Origin of the sequence: Bacillus sp. MHSD_36, assembly GCF_030757775.1 — a bacterium.
GTDB lineage: Bacteria > Bacillota > Bacilli > Bacillales > Bacillaceae_G > Bacillus_A.
Window position 1 is genome coordinate 697023 of record NZ_JAVBIS010000003.1, and the last position, 25847, is coordinate 722869.

Genomic DNA, 25847 nt, shown 5'->3' on the forward strand with positions numbered 1-25847 from the left:
ATATGAAAAGAAAAAAAGGATTCTTCTCAATTAGTAAGAAAGATTGTCTATAGGAGTTCATAAAATGTAATATATTCAATTTCCATCCATTGAAGGGGGAGGTTAAATCTTAATGAATGAAGTGAAAAATTTCTTTCGAAGCAGAGGGTTCCAACGGTTTCTCGTTTTAATAATAGTAGCACTTGTATTATACGGATTAAAAAGTATGATTAATTTAATATTAATTACGTTTATACTGACATTTTTAATGGATCGATTTCAACGTTTTATTTCAAAGAAATTGAAAGTGAATCGGAAAATTGTTATCGCATGTTTGTATATAATATTAGTAACTTTTATCGGCACAACATTATATAAATATTTACCTGTGCTAACGATACAAATTTCCCAATTGATTTATCAGTTTAGGCTGTTTTTTCAAAATCCACCTGATAATGAAATTATTAAATATGCACTCTCGACAATTAATGGGATGGAAGTATCAAAATATATAGAACAAGGTGTAGATGTCATATATCAATCGATTGCAAATATAGGAAAAGTCAGTCTGCAAATACTACTCTCTCTTATTTTAAGTTTATTTTTCTTGTTAGAAAAAGAACGTATAATATCATTTACTTCAAAATTTAAAGATAGTAGTTTGAAGGTTTTTTATGAGGAGATTGCATATTTTGGTGAAAGGTTTGCAAGATCGTTCGGTAAAGTAATTGAGGCACAGTTTTTAATTGCGGTTGTAAATTGTATTCTGACTGTTATTGTATTAATCGTTTTAGGGTTTCCGCAGCTTCTCGTATTGGCTGTCATGATTTTCTTGTTAGGATTGATACCTGTTGCCGGTGTAATCATTTCCTTGTTCCCGCTTTGTATTATTGCTTATAACGTAGGCGGAGTTATGTATGTTGTATACATACTCGTGTTCATTATAGTAATCCATGCTCTTGAAAGTTATTTTTTAAACCCGAAGTTTATGTCTGCGAAAACGAATTTACCAATCTTTTATACATTTATGATTCTCATCTTTTCAGAGCATTTCCTTGGAATATGGGGGCTTATTATCGGGATACCAATATTCATCTTCTTATTAGATGTACTTAATGTAAACAATGAGGAATCAAATAGAAAATAGAAAATAACGAATGTTTTCTATGAGTGAACAATGAAAAAGCAATCCAAAATAAATTGGATTGCTTTTTTACTATACATATTAAAGAACTGGAGCCATAGTTTCTTTCAACACTTGAACAGAGTGATCGAATTTTAATTCTTCTTCCTCACTTAATTCCACTTCTAAAATTTCACGAACACCACTGCGATTTAAAACAGCAGGGACACCGATATAAACATCTTTTTGACCATATTGACCTTCTAAATATGCCGAAACAGTTAATACACTATTTTCGTCGTTTAAAATGGCCTTAGTAACACGGAGAAGGGACATACCGATACCATAGTAAGTTGCACCTTTTCGCTCAATAATATGGTAGGCTGCATCACGAACGTTTATGAAGATTTTGTCTAAATCTTCTTGCGTGTATGTGTTGTCTTTATCAAGAAGCGTTTGTAGTTTTTGAATACCGACTGATACGTGACTCCAAACAGGAAGTTCCGTATCACCATGTTCTCCAATAATATAAGCATGAATGTTGTGTGGACCAATATCGAAGTACTCACCTAACATATAGCGGAAACGAGCAGAATCAAGTGTTGTACCAGAACCAATTACGCGCTCTTTAGGTAAACCAGATTCTTTCCATGTTACGTAAGTTAAAATATCTACAGGGTTAGTTGCAATTAAGAAGATACCATCAAATCCGCTATCCATAATACTGCGAACGATTTGTTTAAAGATTTTCGCGTTTTTCTCAACTAAATCTAAACGTGTTTCGCCTGGTTTTTGTGGTAATCCAGCTGTAATGACTACAAGATCTGCATCTTTACAATCTTCGTAGCTGCCTTTCCATACTCTAGTTGGAGCTGGTGCAAAAGGAACAGCATGACTTAAATCCATCGCTTCTCCTTCAGCTTTTGCCTCGTTTACATCTACTAAAACAAATTCTTCAGCTACAGCTTGGTTAATCATACAGTAAGCATAACTACATCCAACCGCTCCTGTTCCAACTAATACAACTCGGTTAATACCTTTTTTCATTTCATAATTCCTCGCAATTTCATTGATTTTATTATGTAAGATAATACGTCTTACTTCTATAGAGTCATATCTAGTTTATTACATTTTATAAAAGATATTCAAGTAATTGAAAATGTATCCTTGCAATCCTTTGCATGAAACATAGGAATCAAGTTAACCGAATATAATGCAATAAAATCCTTTATTGAAGGGGAAAAGGGTATGATGCAACCATTAACGACGGAGAGAATGCTTCATATTATTAATATGGGGCTCGTTAAAACGAAGAATCCAAAGCAGATGACTATTGTTGGTGCAGGGATTTCAGGATTAGTTGCAGCATCGTTATTGAAAGAAGCAGGGCATAACATAACAATCTTAGAAGCGAATAACCGAATAGGCGGAAGAATATATACGATGCGTGAACCGTTTAGCAAAGGTTTATATTTTAATGCAGGGCCAATGCGAATACCTGAAACACATGAGTTAACTTTAGCTTACATCCGCAAATTTAAATTACCGTTAAATCTGTTTATAAATAAAACCGCTTCGGATATTATTTATACGAATAATATTAAAACGAGATTGAGCTTGTTTGAAAAAAATCCAAGTATACTTGGATATCCCATTTTAGAGAATGAAAAAGGAAAAACGGCAGAAGAGTTAATGTTAGTAGTACTAGAACCAATACTTAATTTTATAAAAAAAGATCCTGATATAAACTGGATCATCGTTGAAAAAAAGTATAAAACATATTCGCTTGGCTCATTTTTAATTGAGTATTATTCAGATGGAGCAATCGATATGATCGGTGTACTTCTTGATATGGAAGCATATATGGGAATGTCTTTAATTGAAGTATTACGTGAAATGATCTTTTTTACTTCAACGACGAAGTATTATGAGATAACGGGCGGAATGGATGCACTACCACATTCATTTTTACCGGAGTTAAAAGATAATCTTTTTATGTCGTATAAAGTAGAGAAAATCATACAAGAAGATAATAAAGTAATGCTACAAGGAAGCCATGAGCAAACGTTAGAGCAATTTATAATAACAAGTGATAGTGCTATTATTACAATTCCATTTTCAGCGTTACGATTTGTAGAAGTTCAGCCACATCATTTATTCTCTTATTTTAAAAAACGAGCAATTCGTGAGTTAAATTATATTGCTGCAACTAAAATTGCGATAGAGTTTAAAAGTAGATTCTGGGAGAAAGCGGGGCAGTGTGGAGGTAAATCTATTACAGATCTACCTATACGATTTACATATTATCCGAGTTATGGCATTCATACACCAGGGGCATCCATCGTTTTAGCGAGTTATACGTGGGCAGATGAGGCATTAACATGGGATAGTCTCTCGCAAAGAGATCGTATTCGTTACGCATTAAGAAATTTAGCGGAAATATACGGTGACATCGTCTATAGTGAGTTTGTTACTGGATCATCTTTTAGCTGGAGTAAAAATCCGTATTCTTGCGGCGCATTTACAGCTTTCGAACCGGGGCAAGAGCTCGAGTTATATCCGTATATTACACCACCAGCTGGAAAAGTACACTTCGCAGGAGAGCATACGACATTAACACATGGGTGGATGCAAGGAGCAATAGAGTCTGGCATTAGAGTTGCATATGAAGTAAATGAACAATGAAGATATATTTACAAATCGCTACTCTTTTAATAAAATAATAAATATAAATCGTAATTATTACGCTTTGAATACGTTTGAAATAAAGAAATGGATGGTCGATCACATGAATAAAGTAGAAATTCATATATTAGGTGGCTTTTTAGGAAGTGGAAAATCAACATTATTACAAAATCTATTGTTAGCGGAGAAAAAGAAGAATAGAAAAGTTGCAGTATTAATGAATGAAATTGGTGAATACTCGGTAGACACAGATATTATTGGAAAAGAGAATGTTTTAAGAGAACTTCTGAAAGGATGTATTTGTTGTACGCTAAAAGAAGAGCTTGAAATACAACTGCATTCGTTATATCAGCAAGAAAGACCAGATGTCATTTATATAGAAACGACAGGTGTTGCGCATCCCATTGAAGTGTTAGATGCATGTGTATCACCAATTTTAGCACCTTTCTTAGAAGTGAAATCAATTGTAGTCGTTTTAGATGCAGTAAGATGGTTAAATCGAAGTGTATTAAGTGCAAACGTTCAGCAATTATTGCATGAGCAACTGAAGTTTGGTAGCCACATTTTAATTAATAAATCAGATTTACTAACAGATGAGGATAAGAACAAAGTAATAAAAGAAGTGAAAGTGATAAATAATCATGCGAAATTGTTTGAAACAAAATATTGTAATATATCTTTAGAAGACATAGAAGAAGTTGAATTTACGAATGGCGCGGAACATGAGACACTACATGTAAAACAGCATTTACATATACAAACGATGACATATCAATTTACGAAATCGATTGATCAAGACAATTTATATGAATGGCTTTCAAAGTTACCAGACAGTATTTATCGTGTAAAAGGATTTGTGAAATTCCATGGAGATAAATACCCGCATCTATTCCAATATTCATTTGGGGTACCGACTTTACTGGAACAAGACTTCGGTTTCCCAACGAACTTGGTAGTAATAGGGGAAGGGCTAGATAAGAAACAATTGACTGAAGGATTGGAGAAAGTAGAAAATAATTCTAATTAAGATGAAAGGCCTAACTTATTTTTAAGTTAGGCCTTTTTGTATGTAGAAAAACACTTGCAGATTTTGTCTAACGATAATAATTGTAAAATTCGGAAATATATTTATAATCAAATCTAAGAGGTGATTCAGGTGTCAGAAAAAATAATAATAGATGTAAAAAACTTAACAACAAAAGGGTTAGAAACGAGAGAGAAATTATTGTGTGCTGCAGAAGAGGTATTTGGTAGTAAAGGATATTACGAGGCTTCTATCGTGAATATTACACAAGAAGCAAAGGTAGCGCACGGAACTTTCTATAATTACTTTCCATCTAAAAAAGATATATTTGATGAATTGATTCGCAGATTGAACCGTGAGTTACGCTTGCTTATTAAAGAAGAAATGAAGGGAATATCAAGTTATGAAGAGGCACAAAGAAGAGGTTTTCAGGCTTTTTTTCGGTGGGTGAAAGATCGACCTAATCTATATAACATTGTACAACAGGCAGTAGTTGTTGATGATAACTTATATAGATGGTACTATGCAAAGCTCGCAAATGGATTTTTAAAAAGTTTATCGGCTGGTATGGAAGCGGGAGAGTTTAAACAACTTGATAAAGAAACAATTGCGTATTGTCTTATGTCAATTGGGCAATTTCTAGGAATGCGATGGGGTTATTGGGAAGAGAAAGATGTTCCAGAAGATGTATTTGAAGCGGCGATGGCATTAATATTTGAAGGATTGAGAAAGAGATAAGGGAGTGGAGGAAATATGCAAGGCATTGCTTATTGGATTGAAAAACGGTCCTATTTACATCCAGATCGCATTGCCATTATTACAGAAGAGGAGGAAATGACATATAAACAGTTACATGAGTATGTAAGTAAAGTAGCAACCTATTTAATTTACGACTTGAATGTACAAAAAGGAGAAAGGATAGCCATTTTATCACAAAATAGCTTGGAATATATTGTACTTTTGTTTGCTATAGCAAAGGTAGAATGTATTGCTGTGCCACTTAATATACGGTTAACAGAAAATGAACTTATCTTTCAGTTAAAAGATAGTGGAACTACAGTTTTATTTATAGAGGAAACATTTCAAAATATGGCACTGTCAATGCATAAGGTATCGTGTGTTCAAAGAGTTATTTTGATTAAAAGTTTAAAAGAAATAGAAGATAGAAAAAGTGACAACTTTGAAGAGATAAATGAAAGCGCATCCTTTATTATATGTTATACATCAGGTACAACAGGAAAACCGAAAGGAGCCGTACTTACACAAGAAAATATGTTTTGGAATGCGCTTAACAATACATTTGCGATTGACTTAACTATGCACGACCGCTCTATTGTATTATTACCTTTATTTCATATTGGTGGAATTGGTTTATTCGCATTTCCAACTTTATTTGCAGGTGGCGTAATTATTATTCCAAGAAAATTCGAACCAATCACAGCTCTTTCCATGATAGAAAAACATAAAGTGACTGTCGTGATGGGAGTACCTACAATTCATCAAGCATTGATTAATTGTCCAAAGTTTGAAACTACAAAATTACAATCAGTTCGCTGGTTTTATAACGGTGGTGCTCCATGTCCAGAAGAGTTGATGAGAGAATTTATAGATAGAGGATTTTTATTTGGGCAAGGCTTTGGCATGACTGAAACATCACCAACCGTATTTATGCTTTCAGAAGAAGATGCAAGACGTAAAGTAGGTTCAATTGGAAAACCTGTACTGTTTTGTGATTATGTACTTATTGATGAAAACAAAAATAAGGTTGGAATCGGCGAAGTTGGGGAGTTACTTATAAGAGGGCCGAATGTAATGAAAGAGTATTGGAATCGACCAGATGCAACAAAAGAAACAATTCAAGATGGTTGGTTATATACGGGAGATTTAGCTAAGGTTGATGAAGATGGTTTTGTATACATTGTCGGTAGAAAAAAAGAAATGATAATTTCCGGTGGTGAAAATATTTATCCACTTGAGGTAGAGCAGGTCATTAATAAGATTTCGGAGGTATATGAGGTAGCGGTTGTTGGCAGGCAACATGTAAAGTGGGGGGAGATTCCAATCGCTTTTATTGTGAAAAAGAGTAGCAGTGAATTAACTGAAAAGGAAGTCATTGAACATTGTCGTTTATTTCTGGCAAAATATAAAATACCGAAAGAAATTGTTTTTCTAGAGGAATTGCCCAAAAATGCAACTGGTAAAATTCAAAAAGTACAGTTAGCAAATCAATTGAGAAGCAGGTGAAGAGATGGCGATGTATAGCATGGGTCAGCAGGCATCATGTAGTAAAACAATAACAGAAACAGATTTTGTATTATTTGCAGGTTTGAGTGGGGATTTTAATCCAATTCATATTGATCATGAGTATGCGAAACAAACTAGATTTAACCAAAGGATAGCACATGGTTTACTAACTTCTAGTTTATTATCACAATTACTTGGGATTCATTTACCTGGAAAAGGATCCGTTTATATGGAACAAACTATTAAATTTACAGCACCAGTTTTTATAGGAGATACAATTACAGCTACGGCTACAGTGCAAGAATTTATGATAGAAAAGAGAGTTTTGAAATTGTTAACTGAATGTCATAATCAAAAAGGAGATTTAGTATTGACAGGTGAAGCGACGATGATGGTGCCAAAAGAAGGAGGGGTAGTCTAATGAATATTGGGGTTGAAACGACTGGTGTTTTCTTCCCAAAAGACGTAGAGACGGCTGCAGATCTATCTAAGAAAACAGGCATCCCTGAGAAAATTATTATAGAAAAGTTTGGTTTATATGAAAAACATGTCGCAGACGAAACGATGCATGCATCAGATTTAGCTATTGCTGCTGCAAAGCCAATCTTATTACAAATAGATCCTCAATCTATTGATATAGTCATTTATTTTGGCAGTCCACATAAAGATTACCACGTATGGTCAAGTGCCCCAAAAATTCAGCATGAACTTGGATTGAAAAATGCTTATGCTTTTGAAATTATGAATGTTAGTTCTTGCTTTCCTATTGCTCTCAAAGTCGCAAAAGATATGCTCTACTCCGATAACTCAATTGAAAATATATTATTAGTAGGTGGATGTAAAGAATCTCAAATTGTAGATTATGATAATCCACGCTCACGTTTTATGTTTAATTTCGCTGATGGCGGAAGCGCAGCTTTAGTGAAAAAAGATGCTAGCAACGGTGAAATATTAGGAAGTGCGATTATAACAGATGGTTCATTTCATGAAGATGTACGTATTCCAGCAGGTGGATCAAAGCAGGTTGCGAGCTATGATACAGTTAAGAATCGACAACATTATATTGATGTAATAGATCCTAATAGTATGAAAGAGCGTCTAGACCGGGTTTCAATCCCTAATTTTGACAAGGTGATTCGAGAGGCGTTAAGAAAAAGTGGGTTAACTCCTAAAGATATTAAAGTATTATTACCATTGCATACAAAACGTTCTATGTTAATAGAATTGATACAGGGGTTAGGGCTAGAAGAAGAACAAGTTGTATATTTAGATCATTATGGACATATGTCAGCGCTTGATCCTTGCATTGGTCTGCACTTTGCAAATGAACAGGGAAAATTACAGTCTGGAGATATTGCAGTAGTAGTTAGTGCAGGGACTGGGTATACGTGGGCAGCGACTGTGATTAGGTGGTAGTAAAGATGGATTTTATCAAAAAAATTATATGTTGTTTTTTCATTGTTACTGTGAGTCTAGGGATGTTTGCTTCTGTAGGAAGTGCCGCGGCTGTAAAATATGTGAAATCATGGGGGAGTGAGCTAGATCCTTCTAAGTTATTAAGGACACCGGTGGCGATGGCAAGGGATGCAAAAGGATTTTTGTATGTTGTTGATATGGGGAATAATAGGGTTTTGAAAATAGATAAGAATGGAGAAGTTGTTGATACAATAGGAACTTTAGGTGAAGGTCCGGGACAGTTTAATATGCCATTTGGTATTGCTGTTGATAAAGAAGGTAATATTTTAGTTGCAGATACAGCGAATTATCGTATTCAAAAATTTAATGAGGAGTTTCAATTTATTAAAAGTTGGGGCACAAAAGGTAAAGGAAGTGAGCAGTTCTCGTTTCCTAGGGAAATTGCAGTAGATAGCGATAACAATTACTATATTACGGATGAATACAATCATCGTATTCAGAAATATAGCCCGAATGGTCAGTATATTCAAACGATAGGGAGTTATGGAAAGGCGAATGGAGAAATGGCTTTACCACAAGGTATCGCGATAAATAAACAAGACGAGGTTTATATTGCAGACACATATAATAATCGTATTCAAGTGTTTGATAAAAAAGGGGAGTTTAAGCGAGTAATCGGAACAGGAATTGCAGGTTTAGGCCCATATCAATTCTACCATCCAAGAGGAATAAATTTTGACTCAACATCTGGATCGCTATATGTAGCAGATACTTATAACAATCGGATAATGGAATTTACAAATAAAGATCAATTTCTATATACAGTAGGTAACTTTTTTCAGTTTGTTTATCCAAATCAAGTTCTTCCGGATGGTAAAGGGAATATCTATATAACGGATACGGGAAATAATCGTGTACTTTTATATAAGGAAGTAGGCCTAACAGCGGTAATGAAGAAAACTATAGGTAGTGAAAGGAATGGAAATACACAATATGCAGGACCTTATGATGTCAAAAGAGACACGAATGGAAATGTTTTTGTATCTGATTCCTTTAATCATCGAATTTTGAAATATGATACAACTGGGAAGGTTGTTGGGAAGTGGGGAAGTTTATTTGGTGCTGGTGGACCACTAGGATACGGAAGTCTTCCAGGACAGTTTTATGTTCCAAGACAAATTGCAACGGATCGTTACAATAACGTGTATGTATCTGACTCTGTAAATCATCGTATCCAAAAATTCACCAATTCAGGAATAGCGCTTGCTTCATATGGTTCATTTGGAGTATTACCAGGTTTTTTTCAATTTCCATCTGGAATAGCTATTGATAGTAAAGGAAACATATTTATAGCTGATTCAGAAAATCATCGTATTCAAAAATTTAATCCATTCTTTGTATATATGAAAGAATGGGGGAAAAAAGGAACTGGAGAGGCAGAGTTTTTTCAACCTATGCAATTAGCGATTGATTCAAAAGATAATGTTTATGTTGTGGATCGGATTAATAATAGGGTTCAAAAATTTGATAATGAGGGTAATTTTCTTACAAAATGGGGTACAAATCGTGGAGCTGGAAACTTAGATCCACTAGAAAATTGGGGAGAGGGTCCAGGAGATCTTTTTTTACCAATAGGAATTGAGATTAATATAAATAATACCGTGTATGTCACAGATACTTCTAATAATCGTGTGAATATTTATAATGAAAATGGGGATTTTTTAGAGTCTTTTGGGAGCTTTAGTGGCATATCAGGGCAGTTTTTCTCACCACAAGGAATAGACGTGGATAGCCAAGGGAATATCATTATTACAGATGGTTTACTCCAAAGAATTCAATTTTTTAAGAAAGCTAATTAATATTGGAGGCTCAAAATGTTTGTTAGAAAGGATAGAAGTTTAATAGTTTCGGAATGCGGTATAGGTAGGAATAAAATATTTATATCAAATTGTAAAGGGATTTAATGGAAATCGGAGAAGATACATGTATACTAACAATCTCGTTTATATGATTCAAAGAAAAGTCATAATTACGGATGGGGAACTTTGGCGTGTTTGATTCTATCAGACAGAAAAGTATGGGGAGGATCACAATGTCGATGAAAAAACGTAAATGGCTAAGAATGATGACTACTGGTTGTGTTTTAGGTTCGTTATTCATAACGGCAGCTTGTTCAGGAAAGAAAACAAGTACAGAAGATGAAAAGACGATTAAGGTAGGGGTTCTTGCTTCATTAACAGGTCCATTAGAATCGTATGGAAAACAAACAGTGAACGGATTTGAATTAGGGTTAGACTATGCAACGGGTGGAACTGGGAAAGTGGAAGGGAAGAAGATTAAGTTTGTTGTAGAAGATACGGAAACGAAAGCAGATGTAGCAGTTAAAAAAGCTACGAAATTATTAGAAGAAGAGAAAGTTGATTTTTTAGTCGGATCGTCTAGTTCAAGTGATACATTAGCGGTTTTACCATTAGCTGAAGAATATGAAAAAATAATGGTTGTAGAACCGGCAGTAGCTGATAGTATTACCGGGAAGAACTGGAATAAATACATTTTTAGAACAGGTAGAAATTCATCTCAAGATGCAGTCGCTGGTGCAGCAGCAATTGCTAAAAAAGATGTGAAAATAGCAACGTTAGCACAAGATAATGCATACGGCCGTGAAGGGATTGCAGCATTTAAAGCTGGAGCGAAGAAATTAGGTGCGAATATTGTAAACGAGCAATATGCTGATACAAATTCGACTGACTTCACTGCAAATATTCAAAATATCATTAGTTCAAAACCAGATTATTTATTTATCGTTTGGGCAGGGGCAAATTCACCTTGGAAACAGTTAAAAGATATGAATGTAGAAGCACAAGGTATTAAAATTTCTACGGGTGCACCAGATATACCGGCATTAAAAACGATGGATGCATTAGTAGGAATGCAAGGCTTTTCTGTTTATTATCATACACTCCCGAAAAATAAGGTGAATGATTGGTTAGTGGAAGAACATAAAAAACGATTTAATGGTACGGTGCCAGATTTATTTACAGCAGGTGGAATGTCAGCGGCAATTTCTATTGTAGAAGCTTTAAAGAAATCAAAAGGAGATACAGATGTAGATACGTTGATTAAGAAAATGGAAGGAATGGAATTTGATACACCGAAAGGAAAGATGAAGTTTAGAGAAAAGGATCATCAAGCGATGCAGACACTGTATTCTATCACATTGAAAAAGCAAGATGGTGTTGGCTATCCGGTGCCAGTATTAGAGCGAGAATTAACGATGAAAGAGACAGAACCACCAGTTCAAAACAAATAGACTGAATTTTCTGTTGTTTTTGTATAAAGAGGGAGTGCACCCTCTTTATACGTATTTCTTTCATACTTAAAGCTTTAAAAGGAGGAATTTCGTGACACATTTGCTTGAAACGAAAAATCTTAGCGTATCTTTTGGCGAGCATCATGTTATTAAGGATGTGAATTTGACAGTACAAAAAGGAAAGCTAATTTCCATTATTGGACCAAATGGTGCAGGAAAGACAACGTTATTTAATTTACTAAGTGGGCAAATTTCTCCAACGAAGGGTGAAGTGTATTTTAAAGGACAAGAGATTACAAATTTATCAATTTCAGATCGAACTCGATTAGGAATTGGTCGTTCTTTTCAGCTTACAAATATATTCCCAGAGCTAACGGTACTTGAAAATGTTCGTTTGAGTGTTCAATCATTTGTTCAAGATTACTATAGTTTTTTTCCGAGTTTGGCAAAAGTTAAGCAACAAGTTGGAGAGGCGAGACGTTTTTTAAAAACAGTATTACTTCAGGAGAAGGAACATGTATTAGCGAAAGATTTAGCGCATGGAGAAAAAAGAAAGTTAGAGCTTGCGATGTTATTAGCTTTAAAAACGGATGTGTTACTACTTGATGAGCCGACTGCAGGTATATCAGTTGAGGAGGTACCGGCTATTTTACAAGTGATTGAAAATATTAAAAAACATCCAGAGAGTACAATTGTACTGATTGAACACAAAATGGATATGGTACTAGGTTTGTCAGACCATCTTATCGTTTTATTCCATGGAGAACTATTGGCTGAAGGATTGCCCGAAGAGATTATGAAAGATGAGCGTGTACAAAGTGCTTATTTAGGGGGATTATATAGTGGCACTATTACAAGTGAATAATATAGAGACGTATTTAGATCAGTTTCATATTTTACAAGGGGTATCTCTTACTGTTGAGAAAGGGACGATTACTGTACTGTTTGGGAGAAATGGGGCAGGAAAGACGACGACATTACGTTCGGTTATGGGATTTCACCATATCGCACATGGTGAAATTTATTATGATCGTACACAAGTAAATGGACTATCAACACATTTAATTTCAAGAAAAGGAATAGGGTATGTACCAGAAAATCAAGGTATTTTTCACGATCTGACAGTAGAAGAAACATTTGCTCTTGCTAGAGGAAAGGGCGAAGAAGCGGAAGAGAAAATCGAGTGGATGCTTGAATTATTTCCAGATTTAAAGCAGTTTTGGCACAAAAAAAGCGGACTCTTAAGCGGAGGACAAAAGCAAATGCTAGCAATTTCAAGGGCATTTATAAATAGTGATGGTTTATTACTTATTGATGAGCCGAGTAAAGGCTTGTCCCCCATTATGGTAGAAAAATTAATGATAGCCATTTTAAAAATGAAGGAGAAAACAACAGTTTTACTCGTTGAACAAAATTTTATGATGGCTAGTCAAATTGGTGATTATTTTTATATTATGGATAACGGAAAAATTGTTCATAACGGTTTTATGTATGAATTAAAAGAGGATAAGGAAATGTGTCATAAATATTTAGGAATCTCTTAACATGAATCCGGGGTGAGAAGGATGGATGTGTTAATCAATTTATTTGTAAATGGGATTTCAACAGGGATGCTTATTTTTTTATTAGCATCAGGTCTTTCACTTATTTTCGGTTTAATGAGCGTTCTAAATTTCGCACATGGTGGTTTATTTGCGTGGGGAGCATTTACAGGAGTTTGGCTATTTAATATGACAGGTAGTTATATATTAGCGTTTATTGGAGCAATAGCTATGGGGATGTTTCTTGGCTTCATTTTAGAAAGATTTCTTATTAGACCGGTGTATGGAAATCATGTTCGCCAGCTTCTTGTGACACTTGGAGGAATGCTTGTACTAAGTGAATGCATTAAAGTATTTTGGGGTCCTAATCCAATTGGTGCAAAATTACCGTTATGGCTACAAGGAAGTTTTACATTCGGAGGCGTTATCTTAATTAAATATCGTCTATTTGTTATTATAATTGGGATTATCATATACGTCGCCTTACTATTATTACTTAAAAAAACAAAGATAGGTCTTATGATACGAGCTGGTGTAATGGATAAAGAGATGGTTCAAGCGCTCGGTATTAATGTAAAAGCAATATTTTCTTTCGTCTTCTTATTAGGAGCAGGGATGGCTGCCTTAGGTGGATTCTTATTAGCACCATATTCAGGCGTAATTTTCGCCGAGATGGGTATGCAGTATGCAATTTTAGCTTTCATAGTAGTAATTATTGGAGGGTTAGGGAGCGTACAAGGTTCAGCAATCGCGTCTTTAATTGTCGGATTAGCTGGTGCTTTTACAGCGTATTTCATACCAGATTTATCACTTGCAATCAATATGTTAATGTTACTATTTTTCTTAATAGTGAAGCCAAACGGACTGGTTAGTGAAAAGGGGTGAAATGGTGAGCAGCACATCAAATCGAATTAAAGTATACTTCGGAGTAATTATGCTCATTTGTTTAAGTGTATTTCCATTCGTAAATGATTCAAGAAGCTTGTTAATTTTGTTCACTCAAATCTTCATCTTTGCTATTTTTGCAATGAGCTTTGATGTATTGCTTGGATATACAGGAATTGTATCATTCGGTCATTGCATGTTCTTTGGAATAGGGGCATATGGGGTAGCGCTTTTATTTGATCGACAAGGAGTATCCATAACGAACTTTTTAATAGGGATAGTAGCTGCAATTATCATTTCAGCAATGGTTAGTTATATAATCGGTTTGCTCTCTTTACGACTGAAAAGTCATTTTTATGCAATGTTAACACTTGCTATTTCACAGTTGTTTTTCGTCCTTGCTGAAAAATGGCGTGGGCTTACTCACGGAGGTGATGGTTTTACATTTGGTGTACCAGACTTATTCCGTGATCGTTTTACCTTTTATTATGTAACGCTTATATGTTTACTTATCATTTTTGTTCTGTTACGTCTTTTCACTAAATCTTCTATTGGAAAAGTGTTAAAGGCAATTTCACAAAATGAGCAACGTGTGGAAGCACTAGGATATAAAGTTCTTCATTATAAAATTATCGCTAGTATTGTGGCAGGAGTAGTAGCTGCGATTAGTGGTGGATTATTTGTTATCACATTGCGCTTTGTAAATACGACTGTATTTTCAATTGAAATGACATTAAATGCATTATTGATGACAATGATTGGAGGCGTTGGAACGTTAATTGGGGCAATTGCTGGAGCAGGAATTATTGAATCACTGAAATACTATTTATCAGAACTAGCTACAACGTATCCGATTTTTGAACGATGGACGATTATTCTCGGTTTATTGTACATTATCGTATTGCTAGTTTTTCCGAAAGGATTAGTTGGAACGGTTAAGAGATTGAAGGGTATGAAACGGAATAAGAAGGAGAAAAGTGCAGAAGTGGAGCAAAATGTGTGAAGAATCAGTTGTATAGAATATGAAAATCCCTCTTTTAGATTCATAAAGGAGGGATTTTTATTGGTGTATATAATGAGTTAGTTTATAGCTATTATACTAATTAAATAATTCATTAGGTATTTGTTTTAAAGAGTTTTGATTTGTAAAAAAATGAACAGCTAATTTCTCAATTGGAACATTTTCAATTGGTACCAATTTATCATTTTTAATCGGTAAAAAGGCAACCCCTTTTCCGTCCTGAATAAACTCTTCCATAAGTGAATAAGAATCTAATTGTTGAAGTTGACACTGAGATAAATTATTTTCTTTTAGAAATTGTATCGTCTTATTTCTAAAGGGGCACTTTTTGTCATTACTAACGAAGAAGAGTTCCTGTGAAAATTCAATGGTACACTTTTCTTTTGGTTTTAATAAGCCTATAGAAATTGAAGTGGAAAATACTTTTTTAAACGCTATGTCCGGGTAATCCTCATAAGTAATGACCATATCAACTTTTTGTTGCTGCAGTAATTTTTGCAAATGACTACTATTTTCTACATATATTTGATAATTCCTGAAATTTTCTTTAATGCGCTTGCTTACATAATTAGTCAAAATAGATTGTGACGTCGCGATTATATAATAAGAACCATTCATTTTAATTTTATCTTTCGCTTCTTCTACTAAAGTTAATATTTGATTCGTGTAGTCTAATAAAATGTCACCAGAAGGTAATAAGGAAACGCCTTTGTTATCTCTATGTAGTAAAGGAGTTTCTAATTCTTGTTCTAATTTTTTGATTCGCTCAGTTACGTTTGGCTGAACATATCCTAACTCTTTAGCAGCTTTACTAATAGAACCTTCACTAGCTACAGTTTTGAATATAATAAGATCATTTATTTCCATTTATCACAGCCCCTTATACGATATCATTATAAATGATATCAAACATAATTTATAGCTATTTTACGGTAGTCAATCATCGGTTTATCATTGTGTATATAAGATAGAAAGTGAGTGATAAATATGATTGGAATGAAATATAAGGTCATGTTGCCAAAGGATTATGATATGGAGATCATTAAAAAAAGGGTAAAGGAAAATGGGCATAAAACGGATGGTTTTCAAGAATTAAATTTCAAAGCATATTTAATTACCGAGGCAGGTAAAGACGGGAATTTCTATAACTGTTATGCACCTTTATATATTTGGAATGGCTATGAAGGAATGAACAAATTTATTTTTGAAGGATATTACGATAATATTTTACAATCTTTTGGATGGCAACAAATAAATATAGGTGTTCCATTAGTTGTTAATTTAAGTGATGATTTTAAAAAAAGTAAATATGTTATTGAATACGTGGGGAGTATTTCTCAAAGTAATTCACTGAGGGGGACTCAATTAAAAACGATGAATGAATATGTACAAAATATAGAAAAGTGTTTAGGCAATGTAATAGTTTATAATCCAGATAAATGGAGGTATAGTCAGTTTAATTTTTATGAAGAAAAGCCTGACATGGTAACGAATAAAGATGTTACAGTATATGAGATTTTGCACATTTCACGATGGAAATTTGTTGAAGTTTAAGAAAAGGACTGAAAATGTATGCCTTTTGTGAACGTTTATTATTATGAAAATAAATTAAATAAAGAAGAAATCAAAAAGATAGGTGAATGTATTCATCTTTCATTAATTGAACATTTTAACATCCCTGAAAATGATTATTTTCAACTGTTTTTATCTTACTCGCAAAATCACTTTTTATATAATCCATATTATTTATTAGAAAGAGGAGAAAAGAGAACAGAGAATATGATGTATGTTTCTATTACATGTGGACCGGGGAGAACGATAAAACAGAAAAGTGATCTGTATCAATCGATATCCTCGAAGGTTTCTGAATGCTCCGGTATAAAAATTGCAGATATTTTTATTACGCTAAATGAGATAGCTGCTGAAAATTGGTCATTTGGTCAAGGAGTGGCACAATTGGTAAAAGTAAAGGGGGAGTGAAATGATGAATGAGTCCATTGAATATTGTATTCAAGAGAAAATGAGAGAAAAGGCACCTGCATTTGCTCGTTATAGTGAAGAGATATTGTTCGAGGAAGTGTGGCGGGATGCCACTTTAACATTAAGAGAAAGAAGTCTATGTACAGTGGCGGCACTAATTAGTCTGAATCAGACAGAACAATTACCATTTCATTTGCGACTGGCCAAACAAAATGGAATTAAAGAAAATGAAATGATTGCATTAATAACACATATGGCTTTTTATGCTGGTTGGCCGAAAGCAGTGGGAGCTTTACATATAGCAATGAATGAAATGGAAAGTTAAGAATAACGATAAGAAAGAATTCATTTAAACATGAATTCTTTCTTATCGTTATTTATGTAATACTCTAATGAGATATTTTTCGCGTTTTCTCTTGCTTTTTTATCACTTGCGTAGTAAAGTGATAGTAAGATTCACAATAGGAAGTGATCAAACATGCGTGATAATACGATAGGATCATTAATATGGTTACGTTTAATACGATTTACGAACCAAAGTAATCAGATGTCAAATGAGTTTTTAAAACGTTTTGATTTAACGACAGCTCAATTTGATGTGCTTTTGCAAATACGTACGTATCAACCACTAACGCAAATGGAGTTAGCTGAAAAGGTAACTGTTACTCAAGGTGGTATTTCTCGAATGTTAACTCGTCTTGAAAAAGAAGGATATATAGTACGAAAACAAGATTGGAAAACGAAAACAATTAGTCTTACAGAGCAAGGGGAAGCAGCTTTAGAAAAAGCACTGCCAGAGCAGCTTGCATTTCAATCTTCGTTTTTTGATGATGTATTAAATGAAGAAGAGCAGAAAATATTATACGAGCTAATGACGAAAGTGCATAAACACAGTGAAAAAAAAGAATTACCGCAAGAGTAATTTTTTTTACATTATCAATTGACTAGTCAATTGATGGTTAGTTGAAGAAAATTAATATGACTTAATTAAAGGAGAGATCAACTATGGAAAAATACCGTATGGATCCAAGTAAAGGAATGGAGTTTGGATTATATTCAATTGGGGACCATGTTTTAAATCCACATAACGGAGATAAAATTAGCGCTGAACAAAGAATTCATGAGTTAATTGAAACATCTAAGTTAGCGGATCAAGCTGGCCTTGATGTATTTGCTGTCGGTGAAAGCCATCAAACACATTTTACAACGCAAGCTCATACCGTTATTTTAGGAGCTATTGCACAAGCTACACAAAATATAAAAATTGCAAGTTCAGCAACGATAATAAGTACATCTGATCCGGTACGAGTATATGAGGATTTTGCTACAATTGACTTAATTTCTAATGGACGTGCAGAAATCGTGGCTGGTCGTGGATCTCGTATTGGGGGATATAGTTTACTTGGTTATGACGTGAATGATTATGAAGAATTATTTGAAGAGAAGATGGAACTTTTATTGAAAATTAATAACGAGGAACATGTAACTTGGAATGGACAGTTCAGAGCACCACTTGCATACGCATCGGTTATTCCAAGAGCGAAAAATAATAACTTACCAATTTGGCGTGCAGTTGGTGGCCCGCCAGCTAGTGCGATTAAAGCAGGACGTGCGGGCGTACCAATGATGATAACAACACTAGGTGGTCCAGCTATTAACTTTAAAGGATCAGTAGATGCTTACCGTGAGGCTGCGGCGCAAAGTGGATTTAATCCAGCAAGTTTACCAGTTGCAACGACAAGTTTATTTTATACAGCAAAAAATTCACAAGATGCATTTAATGAATACTATCCTCATATTAATGCTGGTATGCTTACACTGCGTGGTGGTGGGTATCCGAAGCAACAATTTACAAATGCAGTAGATTATCGTGACGCATTAATGGTTGGTAGCCCGCAACAAATTATTGAAAAAATGCTTTACCAATATGAATTGTTTGGGCAACAACGTTTTATGGCACAAATTGATTTTGGTGGTGTACCACTTAATAAGATTGAAAAAAACATCGAATTAATTGCTACTGAAATTTTACCAACTGTTAGAAAATATACAGCAAAATAATTTAAAAAATACCGAGAGTCTAATCGATTCTCGGTATTTTTTATGTACGAATTTAGTTTGAAAAAATGAAAAAATAAATTTTCAGTCTAGAAAGAAGGGATGATATTTTCTATTTTTGAATAACATTATTTCGTGTTTGAATTTTGGAAATATATTTTTCTCTTGACAAAAGACAAACTGAATTCTTCGTTGCTTAAGAGGACATTTTTTCTCGTGAAAGTCAAGTGTATGAAGAGAAAAGTGATTATTTTATTGAGATAAAAGTAAGTATTATATTAAAAAAATACATTTTATTAATGAAAAAATCTAATTCAAAAAAATGACAAAAGACATATTTCAGACAAAATGATGTCAATAATACGTCAAAAATCAGCTGAATTTACTATGCAGGTATATTATACAATTCGATTAACGGATAAAACACTACAGAAATAGTGAAAAGGTAAAAAATAGCATTACAATAGTTTGAAAAACTGAAACTTCATATTTTTCGACAATACATACAAAATGTTTTTGTCTTTTCGTATTTCTTAATAATTGAGTTTGATAAGATTGCTCAATTAACTTTTATTATAAAAACTATGAAGGAAGTGATTGTAGTATGGAAACGCTCGAATTGGCACGAATACAGTTCGCATCAACAACGATTTTCCATTACTTTTTTGTTCCGCTGTCTATTGGTTTAGCTTTTATTATTGCATTAATGCAAACGTTATATGTAGTAAAGGGACAAGAAATTTATAAGAAGATGACGAAGTTTTGGACACAAATATTCCTTGTTAACTTTGCGGTAGGTGTAGTAACTGGTATTCTACAAGAATTCCAGTTTGGTATGAACTGGTCAACCTATTCACGTTTCGTAGGTGATGTGTTTGGTCCATCACTTGCTATTGAAGGTTTATTAGCATTTTTCATTGAATCTACATTTTTAGGTTTATGGGTATTCGGTGAGGATAAATTACCGAAGCGAATTCACCTTTTATGTATTTGGCTTCTTTCAATTGGAACAATGTTATCAGCATTTTGGATTTTAACTGCAAGTGCATTTATGCAATCGCCAGTAGGATATGAAATGGCAGCAGATGGACGTGCACAAATGAATGATTTCTTAGCGATCATTCAAAATCCACAATTATGGGTACAATTCCCGCATACAATTACAGCGGCAATTGCAACTGGTGCATTCTTTATTGCAGGTGTGAGTGCATGGAAAATAACGAAAGCTCAAGAGACCGAAGTGTTTAAAAAATCGTTCCGCATTTCTATCATTGTTGGAACACTTACAACTGCGCTAGTATTATTCTTTGGTCATGCACAAGCACAACAATTAATTAAGACACACCCAATGAAAATGGCGGCAGCTGAAGCGTTATGGAATACGAGTGAGGATCCAGCGCCATTTACAGTATTTGCAAAAATTGATGCAGAGAAGAAAGAAAATGCGTTTGAAATTCAAATCCCTTATATGCTAAGTCTATTATCATTTGATAAATTTAGCGGTCAAGTTGAAGGGATGAATCAAATTCAAAAGCAATATGAAGAAAAATATGGACCTGGAGATTATATTCCGCCAGTACACACTATGTTTTGGAGTTTTAGAGCGATGGTAATGAGTGGAACATTTATGCTTCTTCTAGGAGCGTACGGATGGTTCTTATCAAGAAAAGATCGATTAGCTGAAAAAACTTGGTATTTAAAATTAATGGTGTATGCAATTTCACTACCGTTTATCGGTAACACAGTAGGATGGATTATGACTGAAATGGGACGTCAACCTTGGGTAGTTTTCGGTGTTATGAAAACGGAAGATGCTGTATCTCCAAATGTTACGTTCGGAGAAGTATTATTCTCTTTAGTTTCATTCACATCACTATATTTAATTATAGGTGGAATTACTGTTTACTTATTCGTTCGTATCATTAAAGGTCATGAGAATAAGAAAATGAAACAGGATTCTCAAAGCCATGATCCATTTGATAAGGAGGAAGAGTATGTTATCTCTTAATGAGTTGTGGTTTATCATTATTGCCATTTTATTCGTAGGCTTCTTTGTACTTGAAGGTTTCGATTTCGGTGTAGGTATAGTTTCAAGGTTTTTAGGGGAAAACGATTTAGAGAAAAGAATATACTTAAATACAATTGGTCCATTTTGGCACGCGAATGAAGTATGGCTTGTTTGTGCAGGTGGCGCTATGTTCGCGGCATTCCCGCACTGGTATGCAACTTTATTTAGCGGGTTTTACATTCCGTTTGTATTTATGCTTCTTGCTTTAATTATAAGAGGTGTTTCCTTTAAATTCCGTGCGAAAATAGATAATCATAAATGGAAAGGTTTTTGGGATTGGGGTATGTTTTTAGGAAGTTTACTACCACCTATCCTTTGGGGAGTTGCCATTACTAACTTTATGGTAGGTATTCCAATTGATGAGACAAAAAATGCTGTAGGGGGATTCTTACAATTACTTCATCCATTTGCATTACTTGGAGGAGTTATGTTCCTTCTGCTATGTATTGTTCACGGATTGCAGTTCCTTACTATACGTACAACTGGTAAGTTAAGAGAACGTGCACGTATTGCCTCGTTGAAAATTGCACCGCTCGCAATTATAGCACTTCTTATTTTTGCCGGTGTAGGGTTATGGAAAACAGATATTTTCACTGGTCATGGTACAGAGTGGATTATGGTTCCAATCGGAGCTTTTGTAGCGTTATGTGTGTCAACATTATTAAATAAAAGAAGAAGAGATGGTTGGGCTTTCTTTATGACAAGTTTAACAATCATTTTACTGAGTGCAAGTGTGTTTGCTGGCATGTTCCCACGTGTCTTAATTAGCTCGTTAGGGTCAATATACGATTTGACAATTTATAATGCAGCATCAGGAGAATATGCACTAAAACTGATGACGTATTTTTCAATTGCTATATTGCCATTTGTTTTGGGAAGTCAAATATGGAGTTTCTATGTGTTTAGACAACCTGTTAAGTCAGATAAAGATTTGGAGTACTAATGAAAAGAAAAAGAGGACTTCCGTCGTATCCTGGTAGCCGAGTTTTATATGTAGTATTAACAATCATTAGCATTTTAGAAGCTTTTAGTATTATTGCACAAACAGTGTTTTTAGCGAAGGCTATTACGTTTTTATTTCAGGGAGAAACAGTGCAATCTGTGTTAAATGAAACGATTTATTTTGGAATCATGTTTGCAGTACGTCACATGCTAGTTAGAGTATCACAAATACTAGTGGAACGTTTTGCGGAAAAAACAGGGGCGCTACTGAGGAAACAATTAATAGAGGCGTATTTCACGTTAGGTCCACGGTATGTTCAAACTGCTGGAACAGGTCATCTGGTTACCTTATCGATAGAAGGTATTGAGAAATTTAAAACATATATTGAATTAACAATTCCTAAAATGATACGAAGTAGTATCGTACCGGGGCTAATTGTACTATATGTTTTTACGCTAGATATTGAGTCTGGAATCATTTTAGTTGTAACGATTCCTATCGTTATCATATTTATGATTCTACTAGGATTAGCAGCGCAGAAAATGGCGGATAGTCAGTATGAGACATATCGTGTGCTTTCTAATCATTTTGTAGATACGTTAAAAGGGTTAGAAACATTAAAGTATTTAGGTAAAAGTGAACAGCACGAAGGAAAGATTGAAAAAGTAAGTAAAAGATATAGAAAAGCAACGATGCGTACTTTGCGAGTTGCTTTTCTTTCTTCTTTTGCATTAGATTTCTTTACGAGTTTATCAATCGCATTTGTGGCAGTCGGATTAGGGATACGTTTAATAGACGGGACGATTGTCCTATTGCCGGCCCTTACGATTTTAATTTTAGCTCCGGAATACTTCTTACCGATTAAACAAGTTGGAGCGAATTATCATGCTACGTTAGATGGACAATTGGCAATGGAGCAAATAGAAGAGATTTTACAGCAACAAAAAGAAATAGGAAAGAAAGAATCTAATGTAGACTTAATATGGAATTCAACTAGTAGCTTGAAATTACATGATGTAAAAGTAAATAGTAATGAATCTGAAAAAGCTATATTAGAGGGAATTGACTTTACTTGGAAAGGCACTGGCGCCATAGGTGTAATTGGTGAAAGTGGGGCAGGGAAATCAACGTTAATCGACGTATTAGCAGGATTTTTAACTCCTTCAGCTGGAAAGATGATTGTAAATGGTGTGGAAATTGATGGATCTACTCGTGAAGAGTGGCAAAAGAATATTGCTTATATTCCGCAGCAATCTTATATTTTCCCGCTTTCATTAAAAGATAACATTTGTTTTTACGAAACAAATACAACGGATGAAGAAGTGGAAAGAGTTATTAATGAAGTTGGTCTACGTTCACTTGTTACATCGCTTCCGAACGGAATGTATGAAAAAATTGGAGAAGGTGGACGTATGCTTAGTGGCGGGCAAGAACAACGTGTTGCTATGGCGCGTGCACTTTTAAGTAAAAAGCCAATTATTTTATTAGACGAGCCTACGGCACATCTTGATATAGAAACTGAATTTGAAATAAAGCAAGCGATGTTACGTCTGTTTGAAGGTAAGTTAGTATTTCTTGCAACGCATCGTCTTCACTGGATGAAACAGATGAATCATATTCTTGTTTTAAATAATGGGAAAATGATAGAAAGTGGAACGTATGAAGAGCTTTTAAAGAATGAGGCATTACATTTTCATAGGAAAGAGAGGGAATAGAGATGAGTAACTGGATTAAACCTTATATACAGCAAAATAAAGGTAGAATGACTGTAACTATTTTCCTTGGTCTTCTTGGAGTTAGTTCAGGTGCGATGTTACTTTTCATTTCAGGTTATTTAATCTCTAAATCTGCTCTTAGACCAGAAAATGTAATGGCTGTATATGTTCCTATAGTTGCAACACGTGCGTTTAGTATAGGGCAAGCGGTATTTCATTATTTAGAGCGTTTAGTTGGACACGATGTCGTATTACGCATTTTAGAAAAAATGAGAACGAAACTATATAGAATAGTAGAACCGCAGGCGTTATTTTTCCGTTCGCGCTTTCAAACGGGCGATATGTTAGGGGTGTTATCCGAAGATATAGAGCATTTGCAAAACCTATATTTACGTACAATATTTCCTAGCATATTAGCATTAGTTGTATATAGCATATTCGTACTTGTTATCAGTGCATTTGACGTAGTGTTCGCACTTATTGCAGGGTGTATGTTAGCGATTATCGTCTTTCTTCTTCCATTTGTATCATTACTTTTAATGAAGCGACATCATGTTACTTTAAAACAAGGAAGAAACCGTTTGTATCAACAACTAACAGACGCAGTTTTTGGATTATCTGATTGGCAAGCAAGTGGTAGAAAAGATGAATTCATTCATAAGTATGTAGAACAAGATGCGCAGTTGTTACAAACGGAAAAAAGAATGAAACGCTGGAATCATATTCGGGACAGTATTATTCAATTAGTAGTAGGGATTGTAGTTATTTCAATGATCATATGGACTGGAAATGAGGCGGCAAGTGAACAAATTGCACCTACCGTTATTGCGGCTTTCGTCTTAATGACGTTATCTGTCACTAATGCGTTAATTCCTTTTGCTGATGCTATTGATCGAATTCCATCATATGTAGAATCTGTTCGTCGTCTAAATCAAATAGAAGATAACGATGTTTTACACGATGAAAAGGAATTACATGGGGATAAAGATTATGCTGTATCTAAACATATAGACATTGAATTAAATCATGTATCGTATAGTTACCCAGATAGTAATGAATTCGTATTGAAAGAAGTATCACTACAAATAAAAGCAGGAAAGAAAATCGCCATTTTAGGAAGAAGCGGAACAGGGAAATCTACTGTGTTAAAATTGTTAACAGGTGCGCTAAGTCCGTTACATGGTGAAGTTTTATTAAATAGTGAACATGCTCATACGAATCTTTTATCAAAATATATTTCTGTATTAAATCAAAAGCCGCATTTATTCGATACGACAATTGGAAATAATGTGCGAATCGGTAAAGCAGAAGCTACGGATGAAGAGATATGGAAAGCTTTAGAGAAAGCACAGTTAGCTTCGCATATTGCTACTCTTCCAGATGGATTACAAACAAAAATGCATGAAATGGGAAAAAGGTTTTCTGGCGGGGAGAGACAACGAGTTGCTTTTGCTAGAACGCTCATGCAAGAAGCACCAATCATTGTACTTGATGAGCCGACGATAGGCTTAGATCCAAAGACAGAATTATCTTTAATAGAAACAATGTTTTCTGCAACGGAAGAAAAGACAGTAATTTGGATTACGCACCATCTTGTAGGAATTGAACATGTAGATGAAGTTATATTCCTTGATCGTGGTAAAATTGTGATGCAAGGGAGTCATGAACAACTTCTGAAAGAAAATGAGAAGTATCGAAAGTTGTATGAACTTGATAAAGGAATATAAATACGCAATGAAAAACACAAATTCTTGAAAGTTCAAGGTTTGTGTTTTTTTCACTAGAAAGAGTGTTTAAAATCTATCTGTTTAAGGCAATACTGAGCCATAGTGAAAGGATTGTTGGAAGGTGTGAT

At 34.4% G+C, this 25847-nt stretch carries 24 protein-coding genes; 22 read left to right on the forward strand and 2 right to left on the reverse strand.

Features of this window, described 5'->3' with window-relative positions:
• Positions 1-112: 112 nt before the first annotated feature.
• Positions 113-1126, forward strand: coding sequence for an AI-2E family transporter (locus Q9B79_RS16785; RefSeq protein WP_306186019.1), 1014 nt, complete (start codon positions 113-115; stop codon positions 1124-1126).
• Positions 1127-1204: 78 nt separating this feature from the next.
• Here the strand turns inward: Q9B79_RS16785 and Q9B79_RS16790 are convergent, their stop codons facing one another.
• Complete coding sequence (locus Q9B79_RS16790; RefSeq protein ID WP_263703781.1) at positions 1205-2149, reverse strand: L-lactate dehydrogenase; 945 nt, start codon at positions 2147-2149, stop codon at positions 1205-1207.
• Positions 2150-2350: 201 nt separating this feature from the next.
• Between Q9B79_RS16790 and Q9B79_RS16795 the strand changes: the two genes are divergently transcribed.
• The 12 genes from Q9B79_RS16795 to Q9B79_RS16850 all read left to right on the forward strand — a co-directional run bounded on the left by Q9B79_RS16795 (position 2351) and on the right by Q9B79_RS16850 (position 15210).
• The gene (locus Q9B79_RS16795) at positions 2351-3787 is read left to right on the forward strand and encodes a flavin monoamine oxidase family protein (protein WP_306186021.1); all 1437 of its coding nucleotides are present in this window, start codon (positions 2351-2353) and stop codon (positions 3785-3787) included.
• Between the two features lie 103 nt (positions 3788-3890).
• Entirely contained in the window at positions 3891-4814 is a 924-nt protein-coding gene (locus tag Q9B79_RS16800; RefSeq protein ID WP_306186023.1) for a CobW family GTP-binding protein, read from the forward strand.
• Between the two features lie 129 nt (positions 4815-4943).
• Positions 4944-5549: a TetR/AcrR family transcriptional regulator gene (locus Q9B79_RS16805; protein ID WP_306186025.1), complete on the forward strand. Its 606-nt coding sequence runs from the start codon at positions 4944-4946 to the stop codon at positions 5547-5549.
• A 15-nt stretch (positions 5550-5564) separates the two neighbouring features.
• Positions 5565-7055 carry an o-succinylbenzoate--CoA ligase gene (locus Q9B79_RS16810; protein WP_306186026.1) on the forward strand — a complete coding sequence of 497 codons (1491 nt, stop codon included), beginning with the start codon at positions 5565-5567 and terminating at the stop codon, positions 7053-7055.
• Between the two features lie 4 nt (positions 7056-7059).
• Positions 7060-7476, forward strand: a complete 417-nt coding sequence (locus Q9B79_RS16815; protein WP_306186027.1) for a MaoC family dehydratase — start codon at positions 7060-7062, stop codon at positions 7474-7476.
• Complete coding sequence (locus tag Q9B79_RS16820; RefSeq protein WP_306186028.1) at positions 7476-8471, forward strand: 3-oxoacyl-ACP synthase; 996 nt, start codon at positions 7476-7478, stop codon at positions 8469-8471. Before Q9B79_RS16815 ends, Q9B79_RS16820 begins: the two co-directional genes overlap by 1 nt.
• A gap of 62 nt (positions 8472-8533) precedes the next feature.
• On the forward strand, positions 8534-10330 hold the full coding sequence (locus Q9B79_RS16825) for a 6-bladed beta-propeller (RefSeq protein ID WP_306186193.1): 1797 nt from the start codon (positions 8534-8536) through the stop codon (positions 10328-10330).
• Positions 10331-10563: 233 nt separating this feature from the next.
• Positions 10564-11781 (forward strand): substrate-binding domain-containing protein, encoded by a 1218-nt coding sequence (locus Q9B79_RS16830; protein ID WP_306186029.1) that lies wholly within the window; start codon positions 10564-10566, stop codon positions 11779-11781.
• A 91-nt stretch (positions 11782-11872) separates the two neighbouring features.
• Positions 11873-12646 carry an ABC transporter ATP-binding protein gene (locus Q9B79_RS16835; protein ID WP_306186030.1) on the forward strand — a complete coding sequence of 258 codons (774 nt, stop codon included), beginning with the start codon at positions 11873-11875 and terminating at the stop codon, positions 12644-12646.
• A complete protein-coding gene (locus tag Q9B79_RS16840) occupies positions 12624-13325 on the forward strand; it encodes a branched-chain amino acid ABC transporter ATP-binding protein (protein ID WP_306186032.1) in 702 nt (233 codons plus the stop codon). The genes Q9B79_RS16835 and Q9B79_RS16840 overlap by 23 nt, the downstream gene beginning before the upstream one ends.
• A 21-nt stretch (positions 13326-13346) precedes the next feature.
• Positions 13347-14207, forward strand: coding sequence for a branched-chain amino acid ABC transporter permease (locus Q9B79_RS16845; protein ID WP_306186034.1), 861 nt, complete (start codon positions 13347-13349; stop codon positions 14205-14207).
• A gap of 49 nt (positions 14208-14256) precedes the next feature.
• A complete protein-coding gene (locus Q9B79_RS16850) occupies positions 14257-15210 on the forward strand; it encodes a branched-chain amino acid ABC transporter permease (protein WP_306186195.1) in 954 nt (317 codons plus the stop codon).
• 96 nt (positions 15211-15306) lie between these two features.
• On the opposite strand, the gene Q9B79_RS16855 is transcribed toward Q9B79_RS16850, so the two are convergent.
• A complete protein-coding gene (locus Q9B79_RS16855) occupies positions 15307-16095 on the reverse strand; it encodes a LysR family transcriptional regulator (protein WP_306186036.1) in 789 nt (262 codons plus the stop codon).
• Positions 16096-16215: 120 nt separating this feature from the next.
• Between Q9B79_RS16855 and Q9B79_RS16860 the strand changes: the two genes are divergently transcribed.
• The 9 genes from Q9B79_RS16860 to cydC all read left to right on the forward strand — a co-directional run bounded on the left by Q9B79_RS16860 (position 16216) and on the right by cydC (position 25719).
• Positions 16216-16782, forward strand: coding sequence for a DUF4865 family protein (locus Q9B79_RS16860; RefSeq protein ID WP_306186038.1), 567 nt, complete (start codon positions 16216-16218; stop codon positions 16780-16782).
• Positions 16783-16800: 18 nt separating this feature from the next.
• On the forward strand, positions 16801-17208 hold the full coding sequence (locus Q9B79_RS16865) for a tautomerase family protein (RefSeq protein ID WP_306186040.1): 408 nt from the start codon (positions 16801-16803) through the stop codon (positions 17206-17208).
• 1 nt (position 17209) lies between these two features.
• On the forward strand, positions 17210-17533 hold the full coding sequence (locus Q9B79_RS16870) for a carboxymuconolactone decarboxylase family protein (RefSeq protein WP_306186043.1): 324 nt from the start codon (positions 17210-17212) through the stop codon (positions 17531-17533).
• 153 nt (positions 17534-17686) lie between these two features.
• Entirely contained in the window at positions 17687-18130 is a 444-nt protein-coding gene (locus Q9B79_RS16875) for a MarR family winged helix-turn-helix transcriptional regulator (RefSeq protein WP_001205517.1), read from the forward strand.
• An 83-nt stretch (positions 18131-18213) separates the two neighbouring features.
• Positions 18214-19269 (forward strand): LLM class flavin-dependent oxidoreductase, encoded by a 1056-nt coding sequence (locus Q9B79_RS16880; protein WP_306186045.1) that lies wholly within the window; start codon positions 18214-18216, stop codon positions 19267-19269.
• A 601-nt stretch (positions 19270-19870) separates the two neighbouring features.
• Positions 19871-21274, forward strand: coding sequence for a cytochrome ubiquinol oxidase subunit I (gene cydA / locus Q9B79_RS16885; RefSeq protein WP_306186047.1), 1404 nt, complete (start codon positions 19871-19873; stop codon positions 21272-21274).
• Entirely contained in the window at positions 21261-22277 is a 1017-nt protein-coding gene (gene cydB, locus Q9B79_RS16890) for a cytochrome d ubiquinol oxidase subunit II (RefSeq protein ID WP_306186049.1), read from the forward strand. Before cydA ends, cydB begins: the two co-directional genes overlap by 14 nt.
• Positions 22277-23992, forward strand: a complete 1716-nt coding sequence (gene cydD / locus Q9B79_RS16895; protein ID WP_306186052.1) for a thiol reductant ABC exporter subunit CydD — start codon at positions 22277-22279, stop codon at positions 23990-23992. Before cydB ends, cydD begins: the two co-directional genes overlap by 1 nt.
• A 2-nt stretch (positions 23993-23994) precedes the next feature.
• On the forward strand, positions 23995-25719 hold the full coding sequence (cydC, locus tag Q9B79_RS16900; RefSeq protein WP_306186054.1) for a thiol reductant ABC exporter subunit CydC: 1725 nt from the start codon (positions 23995-23997) through the stop codon (positions 25717-25719).
• The last annotated feature ends 128 nt before the right edge of the window (positions 25720-25847 follow it).

What these genes read in the sequence shown, in the direction of transcription:
- Q9B79_RS16785 (WP_306186019.1), top strand. Translation starts at nt 113, where the DNA reads ATGAATGAAGTGAAAAATTTCTTTCGAAGCAGAGGGTTCCAACGGTTT.
- Q9B79_RS16790 (WP_263703781.1), bottom strand. Translation starts at nt 2,149, where the DNA reads ATGAAAAAAGGTATTAACCGAGTTGTATTAGTTGGAACAGGAGCGGTT.
- Q9B79_RS16795 (WP_306186021.1), top strand. Translation starts at nt 2,351, where the DNA reads ATGATGCAACCATTAACGACGGAGAGAATGCTTCATATTATTAATATG.
- Q9B79_RS16800 (WP_306186023.1), top strand. Translation starts at nt 3,891, where the DNA reads ATGAATAAAGTAGAAATTCATATATTAGGTGGCTTTTTAGGAAGTGGA.
- Q9B79_RS16810 (WP_306186026.1), top strand. Translation starts at nt 5,565, where the DNA reads ATGCAAGGCATTGCTTATTGGATTGAAAAACGGTCCTATTTACATCCA.
- Q9B79_RS16815 (WP_306186027.1), top strand. Translation starts at nt 7,060, where the DNA reads ATGGCGATGTATAGCATGGGTCAGCAGGCATCATGTAGTAAAACAATA.
- Q9B79_RS16820 (WP_306186028.1), top strand. Translation starts at nt 7,476, where the DNA reads ATGAATATTGGGGTTGAAACGACTGGTGTTTTCTTCCCAAAAGACGTA.
- Q9B79_RS16825 (WP_306186193.1), top strand. Translation starts at nt 8,534, where the DNA reads ATGTTTGCTTCTGTAGGAAGTGCCGCGGCTGTAAAATATGTGAAATCA.
- Q9B79_RS16830 (WP_306186029.1), top strand. Translation starts at nt 10,564, where the DNA reads ATGTCGATGAAAAAACGTAAATGGCTAAGAATGATGACTACTGGTTGT.
- Q9B79_RS16845 (WP_306186034.1), top strand. Translation starts at nt 13,347, where the DNA reads ATGGATGTGTTAATCAATTTATTTGTAAATGGGATTTCAACAGGGATG.
- Q9B79_RS16850 (WP_306186195.1), top strand. Translation starts at nt 14,257, where the DNA reads ATGCTCATTTGTTTAAGTGTATTTCCATTCGTAAATGATTCAAGAAGC.
- Q9B79_RS16855 (WP_306186036.1), bottom strand. Translation starts at nt 16,095, where the DNA reads ATGGAAATAAATGATCTTATTATATTCAAAACTGTAGCTAGTGAAGGT.
- Q9B79_RS16860 (WP_306186038.1), top strand. Translation starts at nt 16,216, where the DNA reads ATGATTGGAATGAAATATAAGGTCATGTTGCCAAAGGATTATGATATG.
- Q9B79_RS16865 (WP_306186040.1), top strand. Translation starts at nt 16,801, where the DNA reads ATGCCTTTTGTGAACGTTTATTATTATGAAAATAAATTAAATAAAGAA.
- Q9B79_RS16870 (WP_306186043.1), top strand. Translation starts at nt 17,210, where the DNA reads ATGATGAATGAGTCCATTGAATATTGTATTCAAGAGAAAATGAGAGAA.
- Q9B79_RS16875 (WP_001205517.1), top strand. Translation starts at nt 17,687, where the DNA reads ATGCGTGATAATACGATAGGATCATTAATATGGTTACGTTTAATACGA.
- Q9B79_RS16880 (WP_306186045.1), top strand. Translation starts at nt 18,214, where the DNA reads ATGGAAAAATACCGTATGGATCCAAGTAAAGGAATGGAGTTTGGATTA.
- cydA (WP_306186047.1), top strand. Translation starts at nt 19,871, where the DNA reads ATGGAAACGCTCGAATTGGCACGAATACAGTTCGCATCAACAACGATT.
- cydB (WP_306186049.1), top strand. Translation starts at nt 21,261, where the DNA reads ATGTTATCTCTTAATGAGTTGTGGTTTATCATTATTGCCATTTTATTC.
- cydD (WP_306186052.1), top strand. Translation starts at nt 22,277, where the DNA reads ATGAAAAGAAAAAGAGGACTTCCGTCGTATCCTGGTAGCCGAGTTTTA.
- cydC (WP_306186054.1), top strand. Translation starts at nt 23,995, where the DNA reads ATGAGTAACTGGATTAAACCTTATATACAGCAAAATAAAGGTAGAATG.